Source organism: Zooshikella ganghwensis DSM 15267 (assembly GCF_000428585.1).
In the GTDB taxonomy this organism is placed as follows: Bacteria; Pseudomonadota; Gammaproteobacteria; order Pseudomonadales; family Zooshikellaceae; genus Zooshikella; species Zooshikella ganghwensis.
On sequence record NZ_AUAF01000020.1, the window covers coordinates 23,804 to 44,574 of the forward strand.

A 20,771-nucleotide genomic window follows, 5' to 3' on the forward strand; every position below is an offset into this window, starting at 1 on the left:
TGGCACTTTGACTGTTAAAGTGAGTTAAAAGAGTTAGAAACTAAATGAAATGGCGAGACTTGGAGTATAAAGAAACGAAACAAGCGCATTTAGTTATTTTTATTGCTCCAAGTCATTTATTAGATTAAATTTTTTGTGTGAAGCGCGGTAACAATAATGTTTATCTTGATGAACCTATGATGCATTCGTTTTATATAGGTGGTTACTATCTATGTTGTATTTGTCAAAACGATGTAAAGTACTTAGTTAGTAGAAATCCAGTTTCGTTGACGACTCTTTACAAGCAGTATTTTTCCATTGTTACGAACCATTAACATAGATGCGGCGGGTGTAGAGTGAATATTGTCAATTGTTGTAGCAATTAAATAACCATGCCGTTCTGAGTGGCTAGGAGATGCAGGTAGTTGTAGGTTTAAATTAAGCCAAATATAGTTGGGTATTGAGAAGTTGTGGAGTTGTTCGGGATAAATGGTTAGTGTCCTGTGTGCAGGGTGCAGTGTTATCACCATCATTTCCCCTAGCGAAAATACGTCAGAAGAGCGTAGTTCAGCTTGAATAAAAAACTGTCTGATTGTTAAGTCAAATGTATTTGCTGCAAGGTCTTGGTCAGTACATTCGCAGCTAAATGAAAATGAGCTTATCTCGAATATTTGTTTATTTCCTAGGAAGTCTTCTAGAATAATTTCTTGTTGATCGTGAGGGCTTCGGGAGTATTGAAAAAACTTTGGATTTTGCACCAGCCTGTCCTCCACGTAGTGATAAGATAGTTTTAATTGAGTACAAAACTAGTGCCAATTTGGAATAACTGCTAATAATCAATAGGTTGAGTTAAGTAGAAGTGGCTAAGTGTAAAATATTTTGAATAAAAAGCCCGCCATAAGGCGGGCTTAATCAAGCGTGTTCTTAGTATAGATATTATTAATTTTTCCACTTCCACTGCTGACCTTTCCAGTCAGGTTGGTTATTCCATACACCTACCCAATCTCCGTATTTTTCAAAGTGAGTGATAAATAATGTAGGGTAAGCTAAGTTTTTAATTTTTCCTGCAGATAAAACCCAGCGTTGGTTGAGCTGTTTTGCATCACAGCTACCAATTTTTGCTTGGTTTTTACCACTATACCAAGAAGGCATTTGCAGGCATTTATCTGGTGCTGTTGAGGGATGAACAAGTCCTTTATCATCAATCAGCCATTTAGCGTTGCTTGAGCTACAGGACGGCGCCTTAACAATTGAGCTGCTTGCATTTAGACATGCACCCATAGCATTTGTAAGTACTTTGTAGTCTGTGCCTGGATTCGGGTTGGGATTTGGGTTTGGGTTCGGATTGCTTGAGTCGTCAGGTTTATTGCCACCATCTGGTACATTACAGTTGCTGCCTAAGCCAACTATTTTAAAGGCTGCTTTTACATCGCCAACCGACCAGTTTTTGTCTTTCGCAGCTCGCATGACATCACATGAGCCTTGCTCAAAGTTGGTGTTTGCTTTCCAGTACATCTTGTTAGCAATTAAAAAGATTTCAAAGGCGTGTTTAATTGTCCAGCCTTTGGTTATAGCAAGATTATAAAAAGCTCGGTTATAAACCCCTGATGAGTGGTGAACATCCATACCTTGGCGGTATTCTCTTGCATGGTCAATAGAGCCGTGGTGATCACTAGGTTTTTTAAAGTTCCTTATACCACGCTTATTTTTTGTGGCTTGGGCACCGATAATCCAATCAACTTTTTTGAAGTTATAAAACTCAGCTGTTTCTCCTGCCATATCCGAGAAGGCCTCATTAATCCCGCCAGACTGATTTCGATAGGCAAGATTTGAGTTATTTGAGGTGAAACCATGGCTTACTTCATGAGCGGAAACATCGAGTGTAGTAAGTGGATAGAGTGTGCTCCCTCCATCACCAAATGTCATGGCACGACCATCCCAGAAGGCGTCTTCGTAATTGCGTCCATAGTGGGCGCGCATGGTTAATTTGAAAGGTAACGGTTTCGTTTTATACCAATCTTGATACATACGAAATACTACATGCCCAAAGTGATGGGCATCATTCAGAGGTGAGTAACCACCATTTGATTCCCTTGCGGTATTTTCTGGACAGTTGAACTGATGTACACGACCACGACTTTGGCCATTGCCCATATCCTGGGTTTCGACGTGCTCTGTACTCATACGACACTGACTATCTACTTCTAAATTTGGGTAGTCAGTACCATAATGATATTTACCAGTATTTGGGTTTCCTCCTGGGCCCGTTGCCTTTTGAAAGTTCAGGCCTTCCCACTGCTCAACGACTTCTCCAGTATGTGCATCAATGATGTAAAAGGGACGTGTTGGTGCACCTGAGTTATGAGTAAAGTAGGAAATCTCATAGACTAAGCGAGGTTTTTCAGGGTTTTCTGCATAAACATACAGTTGGCTATCATGGTGCTCAACGCGTGAGTTATCTTGACTAAAACCTTTAGCATTCAGAGCGATTTGTAATGCGTCTGTTGTGGATAAACTAGGTGTCGTATTGAGGTTATCGTTTGCTAGACTTTGGACAATAAAACCACTCAAATCACTATAAACTTCCCGCTTGTCTTTGGCTGCAACAAACGACTGTCCATATACAGGTACACCTTGATACAGCTGCTGGTACTTGGTTTTAGTGACACCATTAGCCAGCTTCATGGTAGCAACTGATTTGATATCTTTTTCAGATTCAAGGTTTAAAACCTCATGCAGAGGGGCAATTGTACGAAATGCCTGAAACTCTGTTTCTTGTTCCAGATTTACAATTTGCGCAGCAAGAGTGGTCAAGGGAAATGCAGCAAGTGAGCTGATAGCACCAGCACACAACATTATTTTAAGGCTAATTCGGCTCATGTTTATTCCTCAGGTGTTTCAAGTCTATGCCAGCAAGCGCACCGTATTAACGGCTTTAGTTTTAAGAGAGTTTTTATTTCTACTTGAGGAGAAAATCCTATCTTTACTCCATCATTTAGATTTATAACCGCTGTAAGTATGCAAACTATTTGAAACAGCTTGGATAGTTTGCTGGCATAACACACAAATAAATTAAAACGTTATAAAAACCGTTTTCTTCTTTTCCAAACTCGAATGTATTTTTGTGATAAATAGCGAAAACTCGTTGAGGAGCCTCTAAAAATACACTTTTTTAGAGGTACCCTTGAGTCGCTGATTAAAAGTATTCGAGCTTTAATAATGACAAAAAATAAGACAGGAGATATTTACCTCGTCACATATTGGGTTAAGCTAGCGACTAATGTAGATATTTTTGACACCAGTGGTCTTTATGCTTTTTGGTTATTCACGGTTCAAAAGTGATGTAAAACAGTTGACGTAAAGAGAGTGGTTTCGTAGAAGAGGGAGGGTACATGCAGATTGACTTTTCAAGTTTAACACCAGCTCAAATTTATCATTGGATGACTCAAAGTATTGTGCCAAGACCCATAGCATGGGTTATCTCTGTGAATGAGATGGGGAGTTATAACCTGGCTCCTTTTTCTTACTTTAATGCTGTTTGTAGTGATCCACCACTAGTTATGCTATCCATAGGTAGAAAGCCTGGTGGTGAATATAAGGATACTAGTGAAAACTTAATTGCCCGCAAAAACTGTGTGATTCATATTGCTAAAAGTCATTTGGCGCAATTGGTTACTGACTCATCCAGAACACTGCCAGCAGAAACCTCTGAAGTCGATGAGCTAGGGTTAGATCTAGTGCCGTTTGAAGGGTTTGACGTTCCCAGACTAGCGTGTTGTGACATTGCAATGGCATGCAGTTTTAATCAAGTCCATGAGCTGGGTCGAAATAAACAAAGGGTTATCTATGCTGAAGTTCATCAGCTTTTTGTGAGTGATGAGGTTATTGCAGAAGATACAAAAGGGCGGAGTAAGATTGATGCGCTTCGAGTTGACCCTTTAGCTCGCTTAGGAAGTAGTGAGTATGCGGTGATGGGTAAAGTGATTAGCATTCCTCGACCCAAGTAAGCATTTATACGATGAAGATACTGCAAGCTTGGAAGAAGCTAGCAAAAGCTGATTAAGTCTTTTTAGCTTATAGCAAAAACATCATAGTGGTAGCGATAAAAGGTGTTTTCAGCGCCAAATTTATAGTTATTTTTCTACGTTTTCCTTTTATAATTAGCAAATTTTGCAGCAAGCACTAGTTTGACTTTGTCTGTGTGTAAAGTGCCAGCCATATACAGAAAATTGCGAAGGAACTCAGTGCTATAAAGTTTTTGCTAGCAGTTGATGTTGCTAAAAGTCGAGGTTAGAAATAGTGGATTATCCGACACGCTATGATGTGATTGTAGTGGGTGGTGGTCATGCAGGTACTGAAGCTGCATTGGCTGCGGCACGCATGGGCGTTAAAACATTACTGTTAACACATAATATTGAAACACTTGGACAAATGTCCTGTAACCCTGCTATTGGCGGAATTGGTAAAAGCCACTTGGTAAAAGAGGTTGATGCACTGGGTGGTGCAATGGCCCAAGCAACGGATCGTGCAGGGATTCAATTTCGTATTCTTAACTCTCGTAAAGGACCTGCGGTTCGGGCAACCCGTGCTCAAGCTGATCGGGTGCTTTACAAAGCGGCCATTAGGCATATGCTGGAAAATCAGCCCAATCTTGATATTTTTCAACAAGCAGTTGATGACCTGATTGTTCATCAAGAGAAGGTTGAAGGTGTTGTTACCCAAATGGGGCTGAAGTTTTATGCGCCCAGTGTCGTAATAACTGCAGGCACTTTTTTGGGGGGCGTTATTCACATTGGCTTGGAAAACCATTCTGGTGGTAGAGCAGGTGACCAGCCTTCTATTGCTCTGGCTAAACGTTTAAGAGAATTACCCTTTTGTGTAGAGCGTCTAAAAACAGGGACGCCTCCTCGCATTGATGCACGTTCAGTCGACTTTTCTGTCATGACACCACAGCCAGGTGATACGCCATTGCCAGTCATGTCATTTTTAGGGCGAGTGGATGAGCATCCACAACAGGTTAACTGCTTTATTGCCCATACAAATGAGCAAACCCATGAGATCATTCGTAAAGGTCTAGATCGCTCACCCATGTACACTGGGGTTATAGAGGGAGTTGGACCACGTTACTGTCCTTCGATTGAAGACAAAATAATGCGCTTTGCGGATAAGGCATCTCACCAAGTATTTGTAGAGCCTGAAGGCCTAACTACTCATGAGCTTTACCCTAATGGTATTTCAACCAGCTTACCGTTTGATGTACAGCTGGCCTTGGTTCGGTCTATTAAAGGTTTTGAGAATGCACATATAACCCGACCTGGTTACGCCATAGAGTATGACTTTTTTGATCCAAGAGATTTGCACAGCTCTTTGGAGACTAAATTTATCCAAGGACTGTTCTTTGCTGGTCAGATTAACGGTACCACAGGGTATGAAGAGGCGGCTGCTCAAGGACTTTTAGCCGGTTTGAATGCTGCACGTAGAGCGCAAGAAAAAGAAGCATGGTGCCCGCGTCGGGATGAGGCTTATATTGGAGTGCTTGTGGATGATTTAATCACGCATGGTACCCGTGAGCCTTACCGAATGTTTACCAGTCGTGCAGAGTATCGACTCATTTTACGGGAGGATAATGCTGACTTAAGGTTAACCGAGAAAGGGCGCTCACTCGGATTAATTGATGATCACCGCTGGGCTGTATTTTCAGCGAAGCAAGACGCTATTTCGAAAGAGCAGGAGCGACTAAAAACTTCATGGATTCAACCAGCCTCTGTCGAAGCTGAGCAGCTCAATAAAGTGATTACCAGTCCAATTACCCATGAGTACAATTTACTTGAGTTGTTACGCCGGCCTGAAGTGCGTTATGAGCACATTGCAAACCTTGTCGGTGAACCTGTATCCAGCGATTGCCAGGTAGCAGAGCAGGTTGAAATTCAAGTAAAGTATGAAGGTTATATCGCTCGCCAAGAAAACGAGATCATCAAGCTTCGTCGTCATGAAGAGACACGTTTACCTGCGGACCTTGATTATGACAACATTCCTGGCCTGTCGAATGAAATCAAACAAAAGTTAATTACACATCAGCCCGAAACACTTGGACAGGCATCACGTATCTCTGGCGTTACCCCTGCTGCGGTTTCTCTACTGATTGTCCATCTGAAGAAGCGCTCATTGTTAAATGAGAAGTCAGCTTAATTTTCACTTCTAGCCGTAAGTCGACTTTCGTGAGTGGTTAAGACTGTTATCAATATTTTGGTAACAGTCTTAGTTTTAATTTTAATCCACTCAGTTTTTAGTTGCTGTATTATGTAAAACCCATTTCATGATAAGTAATAAAAGTATGGTGGAATCACAACATTTACTCCTGGTCAACGGTATAAAACAGATGGGCTTGACGCTGACGACAGGTCAAGTAGATGCGTTGATGACGTATTTGGGTTTACTCGTCAAATGGAACCAGGCTTATAACCTCACAGCCATTAGAGATCCCAATACAATGGTTGAGCGACACTTGCTGGATAGTCTAAGTGTTACACCGTATATCGACAAAGATCACATTCTGGATGTGGGAACAGGCCCTGGTCTACCCGGGATACCATTAGCCATTTTTTTTCCTGACAAGCATTTCTCACTGCTAGATAGCAATGGTAAGAAAACCCGTTTTTTAACCCAGGTAAAAATTCGGTTAGAATTGGATAACGTTACTGTTGTGCAATCTAGAGCAGAAGAGTTTGAGGTGAAGCAGTCATTTGACATAATTGTGTCACGGGCTTTTGCGTCACTATGTGATATGTTACAAAATACGCATCATTTATGTGCTGATGAGGGTTATTTTTTAGCAATGAAAGGACTTTACCCTGAAGCAGAAATAGCACAACTCGATTCAAAAATGACAGAGCAAATTGAAGCTTATCAGTTATCTGTCCCTGGGTGTGATGCGCAGCGTCACCTCATTAAAATTAGTAATAAACCTGTTTAAATTAAGTGAACTGAGGGACATCCAAGGTGGCGAAAATACTTGCAGTGACCAACCAAAAAGGCGGGGTGGGTAAGACTACCACTTGCGTCAATCTGGCTGCATCTTTAGTAGCCACCAAGCGCCGTGTGCTTCTTGTTGATCTTGACCCGCAGGGCAATGCAACCATGGGGAGTGGTGTTAATAAGCAAGTGCTTTCGGCGTCTGTTTATGATGTGCTAACGGGACAAAAAGAGGTGGTGGATGCATTGGTAACAAGTGAATCAGGTGGATTTGACTTGTTACCAGCCAATGGTGATTTGACTGCAGCTGAAGTACAACTGTTGGAGTTACCTAATAAAGAAAAGCGACTCAGTTATGCACTGGCTAAGACCGCATCTAAATACGACTATATTATTATTGACTGTCCTCCTTCTCTGAATATGTTAACCGTCAATGCACTGGCTGCAGCTAATGGTGTTATTATTCCTATGCAGTGCGAATATTATGCACTGGAGGGGTTAACCGCTTTACTTGATACCATTCAACGAATAAGTCGGGTTTTAAATGCCAACTTAAAAATAGAAGGCTTGTTACGTACTATGTATGACCCGCGAACCAGTTTGGCTAATGAAGTATCATCACAGTTGGTCAATCATTTTGGTGATAAGGTTTATCGGACGGTGATACCTCGAAATATTCGCCTGGCGGAAGCGCCTAGTTTTGGTATGCCTGCACTGGCGTATGATAAAGCATCTCGTGGAGCGGTTGCTTATCTTGCCTTGGCTGGAGAAATGCTTCGACGCCAGGAAACACCGCTTAAACAAGAGTCTGCATAAGTATTCTAACCCTTGGACAAAGTTGATTATTTCCTATGGCAGCTAAAAAGCGTGGATTGGGCCGAGGCCTAGATGCTCTGCTAGGAGGCTCATCTTATAATGAGCCAGACTCTAGTGAAGAGAGTGGCGAGCAAAAAGAGAAAGAGCTTATGCATCTTCCTGTTGAGTTTATTCAGCGGGGACGCTATCAGCCACGGCGCGATATGCACCCTGATGCCTTAGAAGAACTGGCTAACTCCATTAAAGCGCAAGGGGTTATGCAGCCCATCGTGGTAAGACCTATTGGTGCTGATCAGTATGAGATTATTGCTGGAGAGCGGCGCTGGCGTGCCAGTCAACTAGCTGGCTTGGATACCATTCCTGCAGTTGTTCGCGATGTGCCTGATGAAGCAGCTATAGCGATGGCACTAATCGAAAATATTCAGCGAGAGGACCTTAACCCGATTGAGGAAGCCATTGCTCTGCAGCGCCTTCAGCAAGAGTTTGGACTCACTCAGCAACAGGTTGCAGATGCAGTTGGCAAGTCGCGAGTGGCTATTACCAACTTGCTGCGCTTAATGACGTTAAGTGATGATGTCAAAACAATGCTGGAGCATGGTGACCTGGATATGGGGCATGCTAAAGCGCTGTTAGGCTTGCCTAAGTCTATACAAACAGAAACTGCCAAAAGTGTTGTCGCGAAAGGATTATCTGTCAGACAAACTGAGTCTTTAGTACGGCATATTCAGGCAGACAAAAAAGTAAAAGACAATAAAAGTACGCCTATTGATCCTGACATTAAAAAGCTGGAGCAGGACCTGGGTGAAAAGTTGGGAGCGCCTGTCGCTATTCAACATACGGCTAAAGGAAAAGGCAAGCTTATCATTAAATACAACAGTCTTGATGAGCTAGACGGTGTATTAGATCATATTAAATAATACAGCTTTTTCAGTGGACTATCTCGACGCTTAGTGTATTTGACTAATGAGCCAGGTTCATTAAGCCCGGTGAGTGTTGAACACTCGAGCCATTCCCAATATACTTCAAGCCCCAAAAATTAACTGAATTATGTTTTGAGGTCTCGAGGGGGCCTTTGGTAAGCTCGAGGGGGCCTTATTGAACAGTTGTAGGCGAGTAGCGCACGTCAGTTGGTTGGAGGTGTTGTGTGTTTTCGCTGCTAAGGCATTAGCTGCATGACCGCACCCCATTTAAGAAAGCCGCCCATATACCGTGTAATAATTATACAACTCTTAATTACGGTATTGGTCGCACTAGCATTATGGCTACATAGCACAGTTGTAGCCTATTCAGCACTGCTGGGTGGGTTAGCTTCTCTGTTGCCCAATGCCTATTTAGTGAGCAAAGCGTTTGCGTACTCAGGTGCTCGTGCTGCACAAAAAATAGCCAGATCGTTTTACAAAGGTGAAGCTGGAAAGTTTATTTTGACTGCAATAATTTTTGCGTTGGTCTTTATTTTCATAAAGCCGCTTAATGTCTTCGCCTTGTTTGGGACCTTTATAGTTGTTCAGATGGTGAACTGGTTTACTGCCTGGATAATAAAGTTTTAGCTTATTGGATTACTGCGAGAGCATACCATGGCGACTGAAAACCAAACATCTGCTGAGTATATTCAGCACCATTTACAGAATTTGACATTTGGCCGACTGCCAGAAGGGTTTGAGCGGGTTGATCATCACGGTAAGGTGGTTGAAACGCTAACTGACTCTGCATGGACGATCGCACATAATGCTGCGGAAGCAAAAGCAATGGGCTTTTGGGCGCTTCATCTTGATACGCTTGGTTGGTCGATTTTTCTAGGGGTATTATTTTTATACCTGTTTCGAAAAGCTGCAATTTATGCAACAAGTGGTGTGCCTGGTGCATTGCAAAATTTTGTCGAGTTGATGGTGGAGTTTGTTGATACCAACGTTAAGGACACTTTCCACGGTCGAAATGCGTTGATTGCGCCGCTTGCATTGACCATTTTTGTCTGGGTCTTTTTAATGAACCTTATGGACTTGGTGCCTGTTGACTGGCTGCCACTCATAGCGACTCAGCTTGGCATTCCCTTCATGAAGGTGGTACCCACTACCGACCCCAATGCCACCATTGCGATGGCGCTGGCAGTGTTTGGGTTGATTATTTACTACAGCATCAAGGTTAAAGGTGTAGGTGGTTTTGTTGGTGAGTTAACACTTCACCCTTTCAACCACTGGTCACTGATTCCTTTTAACTTCTTGTTAGAGTTTGTTGGGTTACTGGCGAAACCAGTTTCTTTAGCCTTACGTCTCTTTGGCAACCTTTATGCTGGCGAGCTTATTTTTATTCTAATTGCGTTGATTCCTGTTTGGTGGGCGCAATGGTTCCTTTCAGTACCTTGGGCAATTTTCCATATTTTGATCATTGTACTGCAGGCGTTTATTTTCATGATGCTTACGATTGTTTACTTAAGTATGGCTCATGAAGACCATTAATCTATCGGTTTTTGTCATCACTTTTCTTTAACTAAAGACGACGACTGTCGGGAGGAAATAAATGGAAACTGTAGTTGGTTTAACAGCGATCGCAGTAGCTCTTTTAATTGGTATGGGTGCTTTAGGTACTGCGATTGGCTTTGGTTTGTTGGGTGGTAAATTTCTTGAAGGCGCTGCTCGTCAACCTGAAATGGTACCAATGCTACAAATTAAAATGTTCATCGTAGCGGGTCTATTGGACGCGGTTACAATGATCGGTGTGGGTATTGCATTGTTCTTCACTTTCGCTAACCCATTTGTTGGTTTAGTTAATTAGGTCATTTATGCAAATAACGGCTAGTGCCAGTCGTTTGTGCATTAGTTGTCCTATAAAAATACAGCGAGAGGTGTTGGCATGAATCTCAATGCGACCCTTATAGGACAGTCTCTGGCCTTCGCGATTTTCGTTATTTTCTGTATGAAGTATGTATGGCCTCCAGTCATGCAAGCACTCAAGCAGAGACAAAAGAAAATTGCCGATGGTTTAGAGGCTGCGGATCGCGCCAAGCGTGATTTAGAGTTGGCTCAAGATAAAGCCGGCAAACAATTACGTGAAGCAAAGCAACAGGCTGCTGAAATTATCGAGCAGGCAAATAAGCGTTCATCTCAGATTATTGAAGAAGCTAAAGAGCAAGCAAGAGTTGAAGGTGAACGGATGAAGGTTGCGGCTCAGGCAGAAATTGAACAAGAAGTTAACCGTGCACGCGAAACGCTTCGTGCTCAGGTAGCAACTTTAGCAATTGCCGGGGCTGAAAAAATTCTTGGTGAAGCGGTTAATGAGAAAGCGCAAAGCAAACTCGTAGACCAGCTTGCCGCTGAGCTATAACAGGGGTTAGCCAAATGGAACTGACCACCTTAGCTCGACCCTATGCAAGAGCAGCGTTTGAGTTTGCTGTGGCTAAAAAAAGCCTGTCAAACTGGTCAGCAATGTTAAATCTTGGTGCTGCAATTTCCATGCAGCCTAAGGTACAACAGTTGCTGTCCTCTCCTGATGTTAATGGAGCAACCCGGGCAGCCGTTTTTTTAGATATGTGTGGTGATGAAATTGATAGCCACGGAGCAAACTTCATTCACGCTTTAGCTAGCAATAAACGTTTAACCTTGCTGCCATACATCGCTGGCCTGTTTGAGCAGTTAAAGGCTGAAGAAGAGAAGAAAGTTGACGTACAAGTAACTTCAGCTTTTGAACTGACAGCTGAACAGCAGGATAAACTGGCAAAATCACTCAGCTCGCGTTTTGGTCGTGAAATTAATGTTGAGAATAAGGTTGATAAGAGCCTGTTAGGTGGTCTTATCATCAAAGCTGGCGATCTGGTAATTGATGGCAGTATCCGTGCCAAGCTTGATCAATTGGCCGACGCGATGAGATCCTGAGTTAAAGGGGCATAGCATGCAGCAACTGAATCCATCTGAAATCAGCGATATTATCAAGCAGCGAATTGAGAAGCTTGATATCGCAACAGAAGCCCGTAATGAGGGCACGATCGTCAGCGTATCTGATGGTATTGTTCGTATCCATGGACTGGCTGACGTAATGTACGGAGAGATGATTGAGTTCTCCGGTGGTGTATTTGGCATGGCACTGAACTTGGAGCGTGACTCAGTCGGTGCTGTTGTTTTGGGCGACTACAAAGGTTTGGCTGAAGGCCAAACAGCAAAATGTACTGGTCGTATTCTTGAAGTACCTGTTGGTGAGAAGCTTTTAGGCCGTGTTGTAGATGCATTGGGTAACCCTATTGATGGCAAGGGACCGATTGATGCTGAATTGACGGCGCCTGTTGAAAAAGTAGCACCAGGGGTAATTGCACGTAAGTCGGTAGATCAGCCTGTGCAGACAGGTTTGAAAGCGATTGACTCGATGATTCCAATTGGCCGTGGTCAGCGTGAGTTGATTATCGGTGACCGTCAGGTTGGTAAGTCTGCAGTAGCGATTGATACTATTATCAACCAGAAAGGTACAGGTATTAAATGTATCTACGTGGCAATTGGTCAAAAGCAGTCTTCGATTGCTAACGTAGTACGTAAGCTAGAAGAGCACGGCGCTATGGAGCACACCGTTGTGGTTGCTGCTGGTGCTGCAGATCCTGCACCCATGCAATTTTTGGCACCTTTCTCAGGTTGCTCAATGGGTGAGTATTTCCGTGATCGTGGTCAAGATGCACTCATCATTTATGATGACTTAACCAAACAGGCATGGGCTTACCGCCAAATTTCATTGTTATTGCGTCGCCCACCAGGCCGTGAGGCTTATCCTGGAGACGTATTCTATCTACACTCTCGTTTGCTAGAGCGTGCTGCTCGAGTAAATGCTGAATATGTAGAAGCGTTTACCAATGGTGAAGTTAAAGGCAAAACAGGCTCTCTGACAGCGTTGCCAATTATCGAGACGCAGGCGGGTGACGTTTCTGCATTCGTACCAACTAACGTAATTTCTATTACGGACGGTCAGATTTTCTTGGAAACAAGCTTGTTTAACTCTGGCATACGTCCAGCGATCAACCCAGGTATTTCGGTATCTCGGGTAGGTGGTGCCGCACAGACGAAAATTATGAAAAAGCTGTCGGGTGGTATCCGTACTGCTTTGGCTCAGTATCGTGAGTTGGCCGCTTTCTCGCAGTTTGCTTCAGATCTTGATGAAGCTACGCGTAAACAGTTGGAGCATGGCCAGCGTGTAACAGAGCTGATGAAACAGAAACAGTACTCGCCGCTGAGTGTGGCTGAAATGTCCGTCAGTATTTACGCAGCAGACAAAGGATATCTGGAAGACGTTGAGCTTAAGAAAATCGTTGATTTTGAAGCTGCACTCATTTCATTCATGAACAGTGAATTCGCTGAATTGATGAATAAAATTAATGAGTCTGGTGACTACAACGACGAAATTGAAGCAGGTATCAAGCAAGGTATTGAGAAGTTTAAAGCGACTCAAACCTGGTAAGTTAGGTATCAGTCAAAGGCGTTAGTCATTGGCTGATCCGCTGCTGCATTACTGGCATCAGTAATGTTTTCAACCTGAAAGGGTGCTACATGGCAGTCGGAAAAGAAATTCGCACGCAGATTGCGAGCATCAAAAACACACAAAAAATCACCAGCGCTATGCAGTTGGTGGCGGCGAGTAAAATGCGTAAGGCACAGGATCGTATGCAACACAGCCGTCCTTACGCTGAGCGCATTCGTGAGGTGGTTGGCCATATTGCCAACTCAACTCCGGAATATCGCCATACCTACATGACGGAAAGAGAAGTCAAGCGGGTTGGTTTTATCGTGGTGTCATCTGATCGCGGTCTGTGCGGCGGCTTGAACATTAACCTGTTCAAAAAAACCATTACTGAAATGAAACAGTGGGCTGACCAAGGTGCAGAGATTGATCTTTGCCTCGTGGGCAGCAAAGCTGGTGCCTTTTTCCGCCACTATGGTGGTAATGCGGTAGCAGCTATCAATGGTTTGGGTGATGAACCTTCCATTGCTGACCTAATTGGTGGCGTTAAGGTAATGCTTGATGCTTACGAAGAAGGTCGAATTGATCGCCTGTACCTGGTGTTTAACCGTTTTGTGAACACCATGACTCAGGAGCCTAACAGTGAGCAGTTGCTTCCTCTACAAGCCAGTGATGACAAAACTTTAAAACATCATTGGGATTACTTGTATGAGCCAGACGCTAAGCAATTATTAGATGGCTTGCTGGTTCGTTATGTTGAGTCTCAGGTTTATCAGGCCGTTGTTGAGAACAATGCCTGTGAGCAGGCTGCCCGAATGGTTGCGATGAAAAGCGCAACAGATAACGCGGGTAATCTGATTGATGAGCTACAGCTGGTTTATAACAAGGCCCGTCAGGCAGCAATCACTCAGGAAATTTCAGAAATCGTTGGCGGCGCTGCCGCTGTTTAATGGTTTGAACAGGTTCAGGTTATTGAATATGAGGAACCATCGATGAGTAGCGGACGTATCGTACAAATTATCGGTGCCGTGGTCGACGTAGAGTTTCCCCGCGATTCTGTACCCAAGGTTTATGATGCTCTGGTAGTTGAGAGCAAAGACTTAACCCTTGAAGTACAGCAACAGCTGGGTGATGGCGTGGTACGGTCAATCGCCATGGGTTCAACAGAAGGTGTGAGCCGTGGTTTAGATGTTAAGAATACCAACAACCCAATTAAAGTACCTGTGGGTAAAGAAACCCTGGGTCGTATCATGGACGTATTGGGTAATCCGATCGATGAAAAAGGGCCAATTGGTGAGCAAGAGCGCTCCTCAATTCACCGTGAAGCCCCTTCTTTTGATGAGCAAGCAGCAGCTAACGAGCTGTTAGAAACTGGTATCAAAGTTATTGACTTGGTTTGTCCCTTTGCCAAAGGGGGTAAGGTAGGTCTGTTTGGTGGTGCTGGTGTGGGTAAGACCGTAAACATGATGGAGCTTATCCGTAACATCGCCATTGAACACAGTGGTTATTCTGTATTTGCCGGTGTAGGTGAGCGGACTCGTGAGGGTAATGACTTTTATCACGAGATGCAGGAATCAAACGTACTGGACAAAGTATCGCTAGTATATGGTCAAATGAATGAACCACCTGGAAACCGTTTGCGGGTAGCTTTGACTGGCTTGACCATGGCTGAGAAGTTCCGTGATGAAGGCCGTGACGTATTGTTGTTTGTCGACAACATTTATCGTTACACCCTGGCGGGAACTGAGGTGTCTGCGCTACTAGGTCGTATGCCTTCAGCGGTAGGTTATCAGCCAACACTGGCTGAAGAGATGGGTGTGCTTCAAGAGCGTATTACATCAACGAAGACAGGTTCTATTACCTCGATTCAAGCTGTTTACGTTCCTGCCGATGACTTGACTGACCCATCACCAGCCACCACTTTCTCACACTTGGATGCGACGGTTGTATTGTCCCGTGATATTGCGGCAAAGGGTATTTACCCTGCGGTAGATCCTCTGGACTCAACATCACGTCAGCTTGATCCACTAGTTATTGGTCAAGAGCATTATGACGTTGCCCGTGGTGTTCAGTCTGTTCTTCAGCGTTATAAAGAGTTGAAAGATATCATTGCCATTTTGGGTATGGATGAGCTTTCTGAGGAAGACAAGCAGGTTGTGTCTCGTGCACGTAAGATTGAGCGCTTCTTGTCACAGCCATTCTTCGTAGCGGAAGTCTTTACTGGCTCTTCAGGAAAATACGTATCACTTAAAGACACTATTAGTGGCTTTAAAGGTATTCTGGAAGGTGAGTACGACGACTTACCTGAGCAGGCCTTCTATATGGTGGGTAGTATTGACGAGGCTGTTGAAAAGGCCAAGAAACTTTAATGCGCCTGCAGCCGGTAGCAAATTAGCAGTTACCGGCTTAGGCCGTAGCGAGGCATACCGCGATGGCAATTACAGTACATTGTGACATCGTCAGCGCTGAGCAGGAGATTTACTCAGGCTTGGTTGAGATGGTTATTGCAACAGGTAACCTGGGTGACCTGGGTATTGCCCCTGGCCATGCTCCCCTGTTGACTGACCTTAAGCCTGGCCCTGTTCGAATCGTAAAACAAGGTGGCAAAGAAGAAATCTTTTATGTTTCTGGTGGCTTCCTTGAAGTCCAACCAAACTCCATCACGGTGCTTGCAGATACAGCACTGCGTGCAGGCGACGTTGATGAGGCTGCAGCAGTTCGTGCTAAGCAAGAGGCTGAGCATGCTTTAGCTAACCAAAGTGGTGAGTTTGACTATTCTCGTGCCGCTAGCCAGCTAGCAGAAGCCGCTGCAAAACTGCGTACTTTGCAACATATTCGGCACAAGCGTTGATCAGATAACCAGCCGGTTTAAAAAAGGGTAGCTATGCTACCCTTTTTTTATGATTGAACTCTCGCTAAAGACGCTTTTTTAATTTTGGCGATGGTGTAGGATTTGCAAAGCATACATTGCCATCTAAATAGTTCGTTTTAATTGTACGGTTTTTCAAAAAATTGGGGCTGTCACAAGTCCCTATCTGTAAAAATTACCAACAAGTACCTCACGACTAATCATGAATGTTGATATTGTCATCTTGGCTGCGGGCCAAGGCACTCGAATGAAATCTAACTTGCCAAAGGTCATTCATTCTTTGGCGGGTAAGCCTATGTTAGAGCACGTCATGCTAACGGCTCAACAAGCTATGCAGCAGCAGGATAAACGACAATTACATGTTGTCGTAGGCCATGGAGGAGATACTGTAAAACATCACCTCAATCACTATGCGGTAAATTGGATAACCCAAGCGCAACAGTTAGGTACTGGGCATGCTGTTGCTCAAGCCACCTCCCATATTGATGAATCCGATATTGTGCTGATTTTATATGGCGATGTGCCGCTTATTCAGGCAGATACGCTGCATAACTTATTGACGTCAGCTAAGCAAAGTGGGTTTGCACTACTCACCGTTGAGTTAGCTGATGCGACAGGTTATGGGCGTATTGTACGCAATGCTCAACAACAGGTTACGGCTATTGTTGAGCATAAAGATGCGACACCTGAGCAACTGGCCATCAAAGAAATTAATACCGGTATCATGGCGGTAAAAACAGAAAAACTAAAACACTGGCTGCCTAAGCTGAGCAATGATAATGCACAAGGGGAGTATTACTTAACCGATATTGTGGCAATGGCTGTTGCTGACGGGTTGACTGTTAATGCAGTTCATCCAAGCTGTGAACAGGAAGTTCAAGGGGTTAACAATCGTGTTCAGCTAGCAGAGCTAGAGCGATGGTTTCAGTTTGAGCAGGCAAAAAAATTAATGCTGGCAGGTGCAACGGTTGCTGATCCATACCGCTTGGATGTGCGGGGCGATGTGAATGTTGGGCAAGATGTGTTTATTGATGTCAATGTTGTGTTTGAAGGTGCGGTGACGATTGGCAATAACGTTGTGATAGGCCCTAACTGTGTTATTAGTGATAGTGTTATAGCTGATAATGCCGTTATAAAAGCACACTCTATATTGGAATCTGCAGAGGTAGGTCAAGAAGCTGAAGTGGGACCTTTTGCCCGTCTACGTCCTGCAACAGTGCTAGCCAAAAAAGCTAAAGTAGGTAACTTTGTAGAAACGAAAAAGGTCAATGTTGGTATTGGCAGTAAAATAAACCATCTGACTTATGTAGGCGATGCAGAGATTGGCGCTGATGTAAATATTGGGGCCGGTACCATCACCTGTAACTATGATGGAGTAAATAAACACAAAACAGTCATCGAAGATAATGTATTCATAGGCTCTAACAGCTCACTGGTTGCCCCGCTAACCATTGCTCAAGGTGCTACAGTGGGAGCTGGCTCAACCATTACCCGAGTCGTTTCAGCTGAACAGCTTGCGGTTGCTCGTGGAAAACAGATGAACATTGATGGTTGGCAACGACCAAAAAAGAAATAGCTAGATAATACAGCACGTAAAAATAAGACGTGTTACCTGTAGCTGGTTTTTAAGTATAAGGAACGTGGTTATGTGTGGAATTGTTGGGGCTGTTGCTCAACGGGATGTTGCTGAGATACTACTGGAAGGGCTTCGTCGTCTAGAGTATCGCGGGTATGATTCAGCGGGTATGGCTATTGTCAACCAGGCAACTGAGCTGAATAGATTACGTCGTTTAGGCAAAGTGGCAGAGTTGGCAGATGCATTAAAGCTTGAGCCTTTGGCTGGTGGTACCGGAATAGCGCATACCCGTTGGGCAACACATGGTGAGCCTAGTGAGCGGAATGCTCACCCACATGTTTCCAATGGCGATATTGCCGTTGTCCATAATGGTATTATTGAAAACCACGAATTTCTAAGGGAAAAACTCAAAAAGCAGGGATACGAGTTTATTTCTGAAACAGATACGGAAGTAATTGTTCACCTGATTCACTCAGTGCGACAGCACACAAGTAGTTTACTGGAAGCCGTTCAACAGACAGTAAAACAGTTGGAAGGAGCATATGGAATGGTTGCGATGGATCGTCGTGATCCAAGCCGACTGATAGGTGCACGTTCTGGCAGTCCATTGGTAATAGGAGTAGGTATTGGTGAACGCTTCTTTGCTTCAGACCAACTGGCTTTATTACCCGTGACACGTCGCTTTATTTACCTTGAAGAAGGTGATGTCGCAGAGATTACCCGTGACAAGATTGATATCTATGATCAATCAGGAAAGCCTGTTCAACGTGAAGAATCAGAAAGCACAGTAACGCATGATGCGAGTGATAAAGGTAAATTCCGTCACTACATGTTGAAGGAAATTTATGAGCAACCCGATGCTATTATCAATACGCTTGAAGGGCGGCTGACGGATAAACAAGTGATCGAAGCCAGCTTTGGCCATGAAGCGCATGATATTTTTAGCAACGTAGAGTCAATTCAGATTATTGCCTGTGGTACCAGTTATCATGCAGGGCTTGTTGCACGCTACTGGTTTGAAAGCATTGCAGGGGTGCAATGTAATGTGGAAATTGCCTCAGAATTTCGCTACCGCAAATCAGTTGTTCCGAAAAACTGTTTGTTTGTGACTATTTCTCAGTCAGGTGAAACAGCAGATACCTTAGCAGCGTTGCGCTTGGCAAAAGAACAGGGTTATATGGCTTCCTTGGCTATTTGTAACGTACCTGGTTCTTCTCTGGTGCGTGAGTCAGATCTGGCCTTTATGACCCGAGCGGGCGCTGAAATTGGGGTTGCTTCAACAAAAGCATTCACCACCCAACTGGTATCATTTTTAATGCTGGTAGCAGCAATTGGCCGTTATCAGGGTATGTCTGCTGAAATGGAAGCCGAAATTGTTAAAGCATTAAAAGAGCTGCCTAATCACCTTAATCATGTTTTACAGTTGGCTGATGATATTGAGCAGCTTGCTGAAGATTTTTCAGAAAAACACCACAGCTTATTTTTAGGTCGTGGTAATCAGTACCCAATTGCTATGGAAGGTGCGCTGAAACTTAAAGAGATTTCATACATCCATGCTGAAGCTTATGCAGCGGGTGAGTTAAAGCATGGACCTCTGGCATTGATTGATACTGATATGCCAGTTGTTGTTGTTGCGCCAAATAATGATTTATTGGAAAAGCTTAAGTCAAACATGGAAGAAGTACGTGCTCGGGGTGGGCAGCTTTATGTGTTTGCAGATCAGGCAACCCAGCTTAAAGGGGGAGAGGGTGTCAAGGTCATGTATATTGAACATGTACATGAAGTGGTTGCACCGATTATTTTTACCGTCCCACTCCAATTGCTGTCTTATTATGTGGCCATTATTAAGGGAACCGATGTTGATCAGCCACGTAACTTGGCGAAGTCAGTTACGGTTGAATAGGTCGCAGACCAATAGTTGGTAATACAATAAAGTATTATCCTGCTCCAAATAATTCTCTCTTTAGCTACTCGGAGTTATGCCAACAATGTTGGCATAACTTCGTTGTTGTCTAATGAACCCATTTCTGGAGCCTTCCCTAAAGCTCCTAAACCCAATGGCTGAAGTGGTTTAAAGAGTTTTCTGCTGTCAGATGAGGCACCTATATAATGTCATCTTCATTTTTTCAGCTTAAATGCCACCTTCAGTTTACTGCTTAAAATGTTACACCATTTTAGTTATATCTAAACTCGATTAAGGCTGCTTAGTCCTGCGTACGTACTTGCTATTACATCGTGTCCCCTCGGCAGATGTGCGTGCTTTGTTATGCTAACTCTTGATAGCCTAGCCTCAACAGTTACCCCCCTTGTTGAGGACTACAATGACCGAAGCAGCAACCCCCACCGAGGCCCCATTAACTCTTGAGGCAGTGCAAGACAAGTTTGATGCTTGGCGACAGCGACCAGGTAAGCGTCAGCCATTTCCAAAGGCATATTGGCGTGATGTTATTGCACTTCAGGAGCACTATAAAATATCAAAAATATTGTCCACTTTACGAATTAGTCATGCTCAATTAAGGGTTCAAGAGCAAAGGTTAAATGGTAAAGCTAAGTCTGCTGAAAGAAAAGATCCACCAGCCAATGACTTTATTGCGGTTGACTTTAGTGGTGAAACTGCAAAATTACCTGCAACAGAATCATGTTTATCTGACATTTTATCCATTGAGTTAACGCGACCTGATGGCACTGTATTGAAGGTGAATGCATTATCATCACAAGCCGTTGATGCGTTAATTACTCGTTTTATTGCTTAATATTATGTTGCAACTGACGCCTCAGCATCGATTATTATTGGCCGTTAAACCAGTGGACTTCAGAAAAGGAATCAACAGCCTGATTGCCTTGTGTAAATTGCAATTGAATGAAGAAGCCGATTCGGGGACTATTTTTGTCTTTACTAATCGCCGTAAAGAATCTGTTAAATTATTAGTCTACGATGGTCAAGGGTTTTGGCTCTGCATGAAACGCTTCTCCCAGGGCAAATTAAAATGGTGGCCAAAGGCTGGTGACACCACTTATAAAATCAGTGCTAAAGAGCTACAAATTCTGTTATATCAAGGCGACCCGAGACGCGCTGCCATTATGGAAGATTGGAAATCAGTTGTCGCTTAATGGTTTTTAAATGAGTGTGAC

Annotated in this window: 21 protein-coding genes; 19 read left to right on the forward strand and 2 right to left on the reverse strand. The window is 43.7% G+C overall.

From position 1 onward, the window contains the following. Window positions 1-242 precede the first annotated feature (242 nt). Window positions 243-737, reverse strand: a complete 495-nt coding sequence (locus F607_RS0106910; protein ID WP_027707509.1) for a hypothetical protein — start codon at window positions 735-737, stop codon at window positions 243-245. Window positions 738-918: 181 nt separating this feature from the next. Continuing rightward, a complete protein-coding gene (locus F607_RS28505; RefSeq protein WP_051311028.1) occupies window positions 919-2,859 on the reverse strand; it encodes a M4 family metallopeptidase in 1,941 nt (646 codons plus the stop codon). On the opposite strand from F607_RS28505, the gene F607_RS35760 reads away from it, so the two are divergent. From F607_RS35760 to tnpB, 19 genes are all read left to right on the forward strand, one after another. After that, on the forward strand, window positions 2,858-2,986 hold the full coding sequence (locus F607_RS35760) for a hypothetical protein (protein ID WP_268967635.1): 129 nt from the start codon (window positions 2,858-2,860) through the stop codon (window positions 2,984-2,986). The two genes, F607_RS28505 and F607_RS35760, sit on opposite strands and share 2 nt — an antisense overlap. 385 nt (window positions 2,987-3,371) lie before the next feature. Next, a complete protein-coding gene (locus F607_RS0106930) occupies window positions 3,372-3,986 on the forward strand; it encodes a flavin reductase family protein (RefSeq protein ID WP_027707510.1) in 615 nt (204 codons plus the stop codon). Window positions 3,987-4,278: 292 nt separating this feature from the next. Further along, on the forward strand, window positions 4,279-6,168 hold the full coding sequence (mnmG, locus tag F607_RS0106935; RefSeq protein ID WP_157365394.1) for a tRNA uridine-5-carboxymethylaminomethyl(34) synthesis enzyme MnmG: 1,890 nt from the start codon (window positions 4,279-4,281) through the stop codon (window positions 6,166-6,168). 145 nt (window positions 6,169-6,313) lie between these two features. Next, window positions 6,314-6,952 carry a 16S rRNA (guanine(527)-N(7))-methyltransferase RsmG gene (gene rsmG / locus F607_RS0106940; protein ID WP_027707512.1) on the forward strand — a complete coding sequence of 213 codons (639 nt, stop codon included), beginning with the start codon at window positions 6,314-6,316 and terminating at the stop codon, window positions 6,950-6,952. A 26-nt stretch (window positions 6,953-6,978) separates the two neighbouring features. Then, window positions 6,979-7,767 carry a ParA family protein gene (locus F607_RS0106945; protein ID WP_027707513.1) on the forward strand — a complete coding sequence of 263 codons (789 nt, stop codon included), beginning with the start codon at window positions 6,979-6,981 and terminating at the stop codon, window positions 7,765-7,767. Window positions 7,768-7,802: 35 nt separating this feature from the next. Next, the gene (locus F607_RS0106950; RefSeq protein WP_027707514.1) at window positions 7,803-8,684 is read left to right on the forward strand and encodes a ParB/RepB/Spo0J family partition protein; all 882 of its coding nucleotides are present in this window, start codon (window positions 7,803-7,805) and stop codon (window positions 8,682-8,684) included. Window positions 8,685-8,939: 255 nt separating this feature from the next. Further along, a complete protein-coding gene (locus F607_RS0106955) occupies window positions 8,940-9,314 on the forward strand; it encodes a F0F1 ATP synthase subunit I (protein WP_027707515.1) in 375 nt (124 codons plus the stop codon). Window positions 9,315-9,341: 27 nt separating this feature from the next. Then, window positions 9,342-10,220 (forward strand): F0F1 ATP synthase subunit A, encoded by an 879-nt coding sequence (atpB, locus tag F607_RS0106960; protein WP_027707516.1) that lies wholly within the window; start codon window positions 9,342-9,344, stop codon window positions 10,218-10,220. Between the two features lie 61 nt (window positions 10,221-10,281). Continuing rightward, window positions 10,282-10,536, forward strand: a complete 255-nt coding sequence (atpE, locus tag F607_RS0106965) for a F0F1 ATP synthase subunit C (protein WP_027707517.1) — start codon at window positions 10,282-10,284, stop codon at window positions 10,534-10,536. Window positions 10,537-10,614: 78 nt separating this feature from the next. Beyond that, entirely contained in the window at window positions 10,615-11,085 is a 471-nt protein-coding gene (locus F607_RS0106970; RefSeq protein WP_027707518.1) for a F0F1 ATP synthase subunit B, read from the forward strand. A 14-nt stretch (window positions 11,086-11,099) separates the two neighbouring features. After that, on the forward strand, window positions 11,100-11,633 hold the full coding sequence (locus F607_RS0106975; protein ID WP_038290423.1) for a F0F1 ATP synthase subunit delta: 534 nt from the start codon (window positions 11,100-11,102) through the stop codon (window positions 11,631-11,633). Between the two features lie 16 nt (window positions 11,634-11,649). Further along, entirely contained in the window at window positions 11,650-13,194 is a 1,545-nt protein-coding gene (atpA, locus tag F607_RS0106980) for a F0F1 ATP synthase subunit alpha (protein ID WP_027707520.1), read from the forward strand. 89 nt (window positions 13,195-13,283) lie between these two features. Then, the gene (gene atpG, locus F607_RS0106985) at window positions 13,284-14,144 is read left to right on the forward strand and encodes a F0F1 ATP synthase subunit gamma (protein ID WP_027707521.1); all 861 of its coding nucleotides are present in this window, start codon (window positions 13,284-13,286) and stop codon (window positions 14,142-14,144) included. Window positions 14,145-14,186: 42 nt separating this feature from the next. Beyond that, window positions 14,187-15,563 (forward strand): F0F1 ATP synthase subunit beta, encoded by a 1,377-nt coding sequence (atpD, locus tag F607_RS0106990; protein WP_027707522.1) that lies wholly within the window; start codon window positions 14,187-14,189, stop codon window positions 15,561-15,563. A 62-nt stretch (window positions 15,564-15,625) separates the two neighbouring features. Further along, window positions 15,626-16,045: a F0F1 ATP synthase subunit epsilon gene (locus F607_RS0106995; RefSeq protein WP_027707523.1), complete on the forward strand. Its 420-nt coding sequence runs from the start codon at window positions 15,626-15,628 to the stop codon at window positions 16,043-16,045. A gap of 220 nt (window positions 16,046-16,265) precedes the next feature. Beyond that, window positions 16,266-17,639, forward strand: a complete 1,374-nt coding sequence (gene glmU / locus F607_RS0107000) for a bifunctional UDP-N-acetylglucosamine diphosphorylase/glucosamine-1-phosphate N-acetyltransferase GlmU (protein WP_027707524.1) — start codon at window positions 16,266-16,268, stop codon at window positions 17,637-17,639. A 70-nt stretch (window positions 17,640-17,709) separates the two neighbouring features. Beyond that, complete coding sequence (glmS, locus tag F607_RS0107005; protein ID WP_027707525.1) at window positions 17,710-19,542, forward strand: glutamine--fructose-6-phosphate transaminase (isomerizing); 1,833 nt, start codon at window positions 17,710-17,712, stop codon at window positions 19,540-19,542. 418 nt (window positions 19,543-19,960) lie between these two features. Beyond that, window positions 19,961-20,392, forward strand: a complete 432-nt coding sequence (locus F607_RS0107010) for a hypothetical protein (protein WP_027707526.1) — start codon at window positions 19,961-19,963, stop codon at window positions 20,390-20,392. A gap of 4 nt (window positions 20,393-20,396) precedes the next feature. After that, window positions 20,397-20,750 (forward strand): IS66 family insertion sequence element accessory protein TnpB, encoded by a 354-nt coding sequence (tnpB, locus tag F607_RS28510; protein WP_038290447.1) that lies wholly within the window; start codon window positions 20,397-20,399, stop codon window positions 20,748-20,750. The last annotated feature ends 21 nt before the right edge of the window (window positions 20,751-20,771 follow it).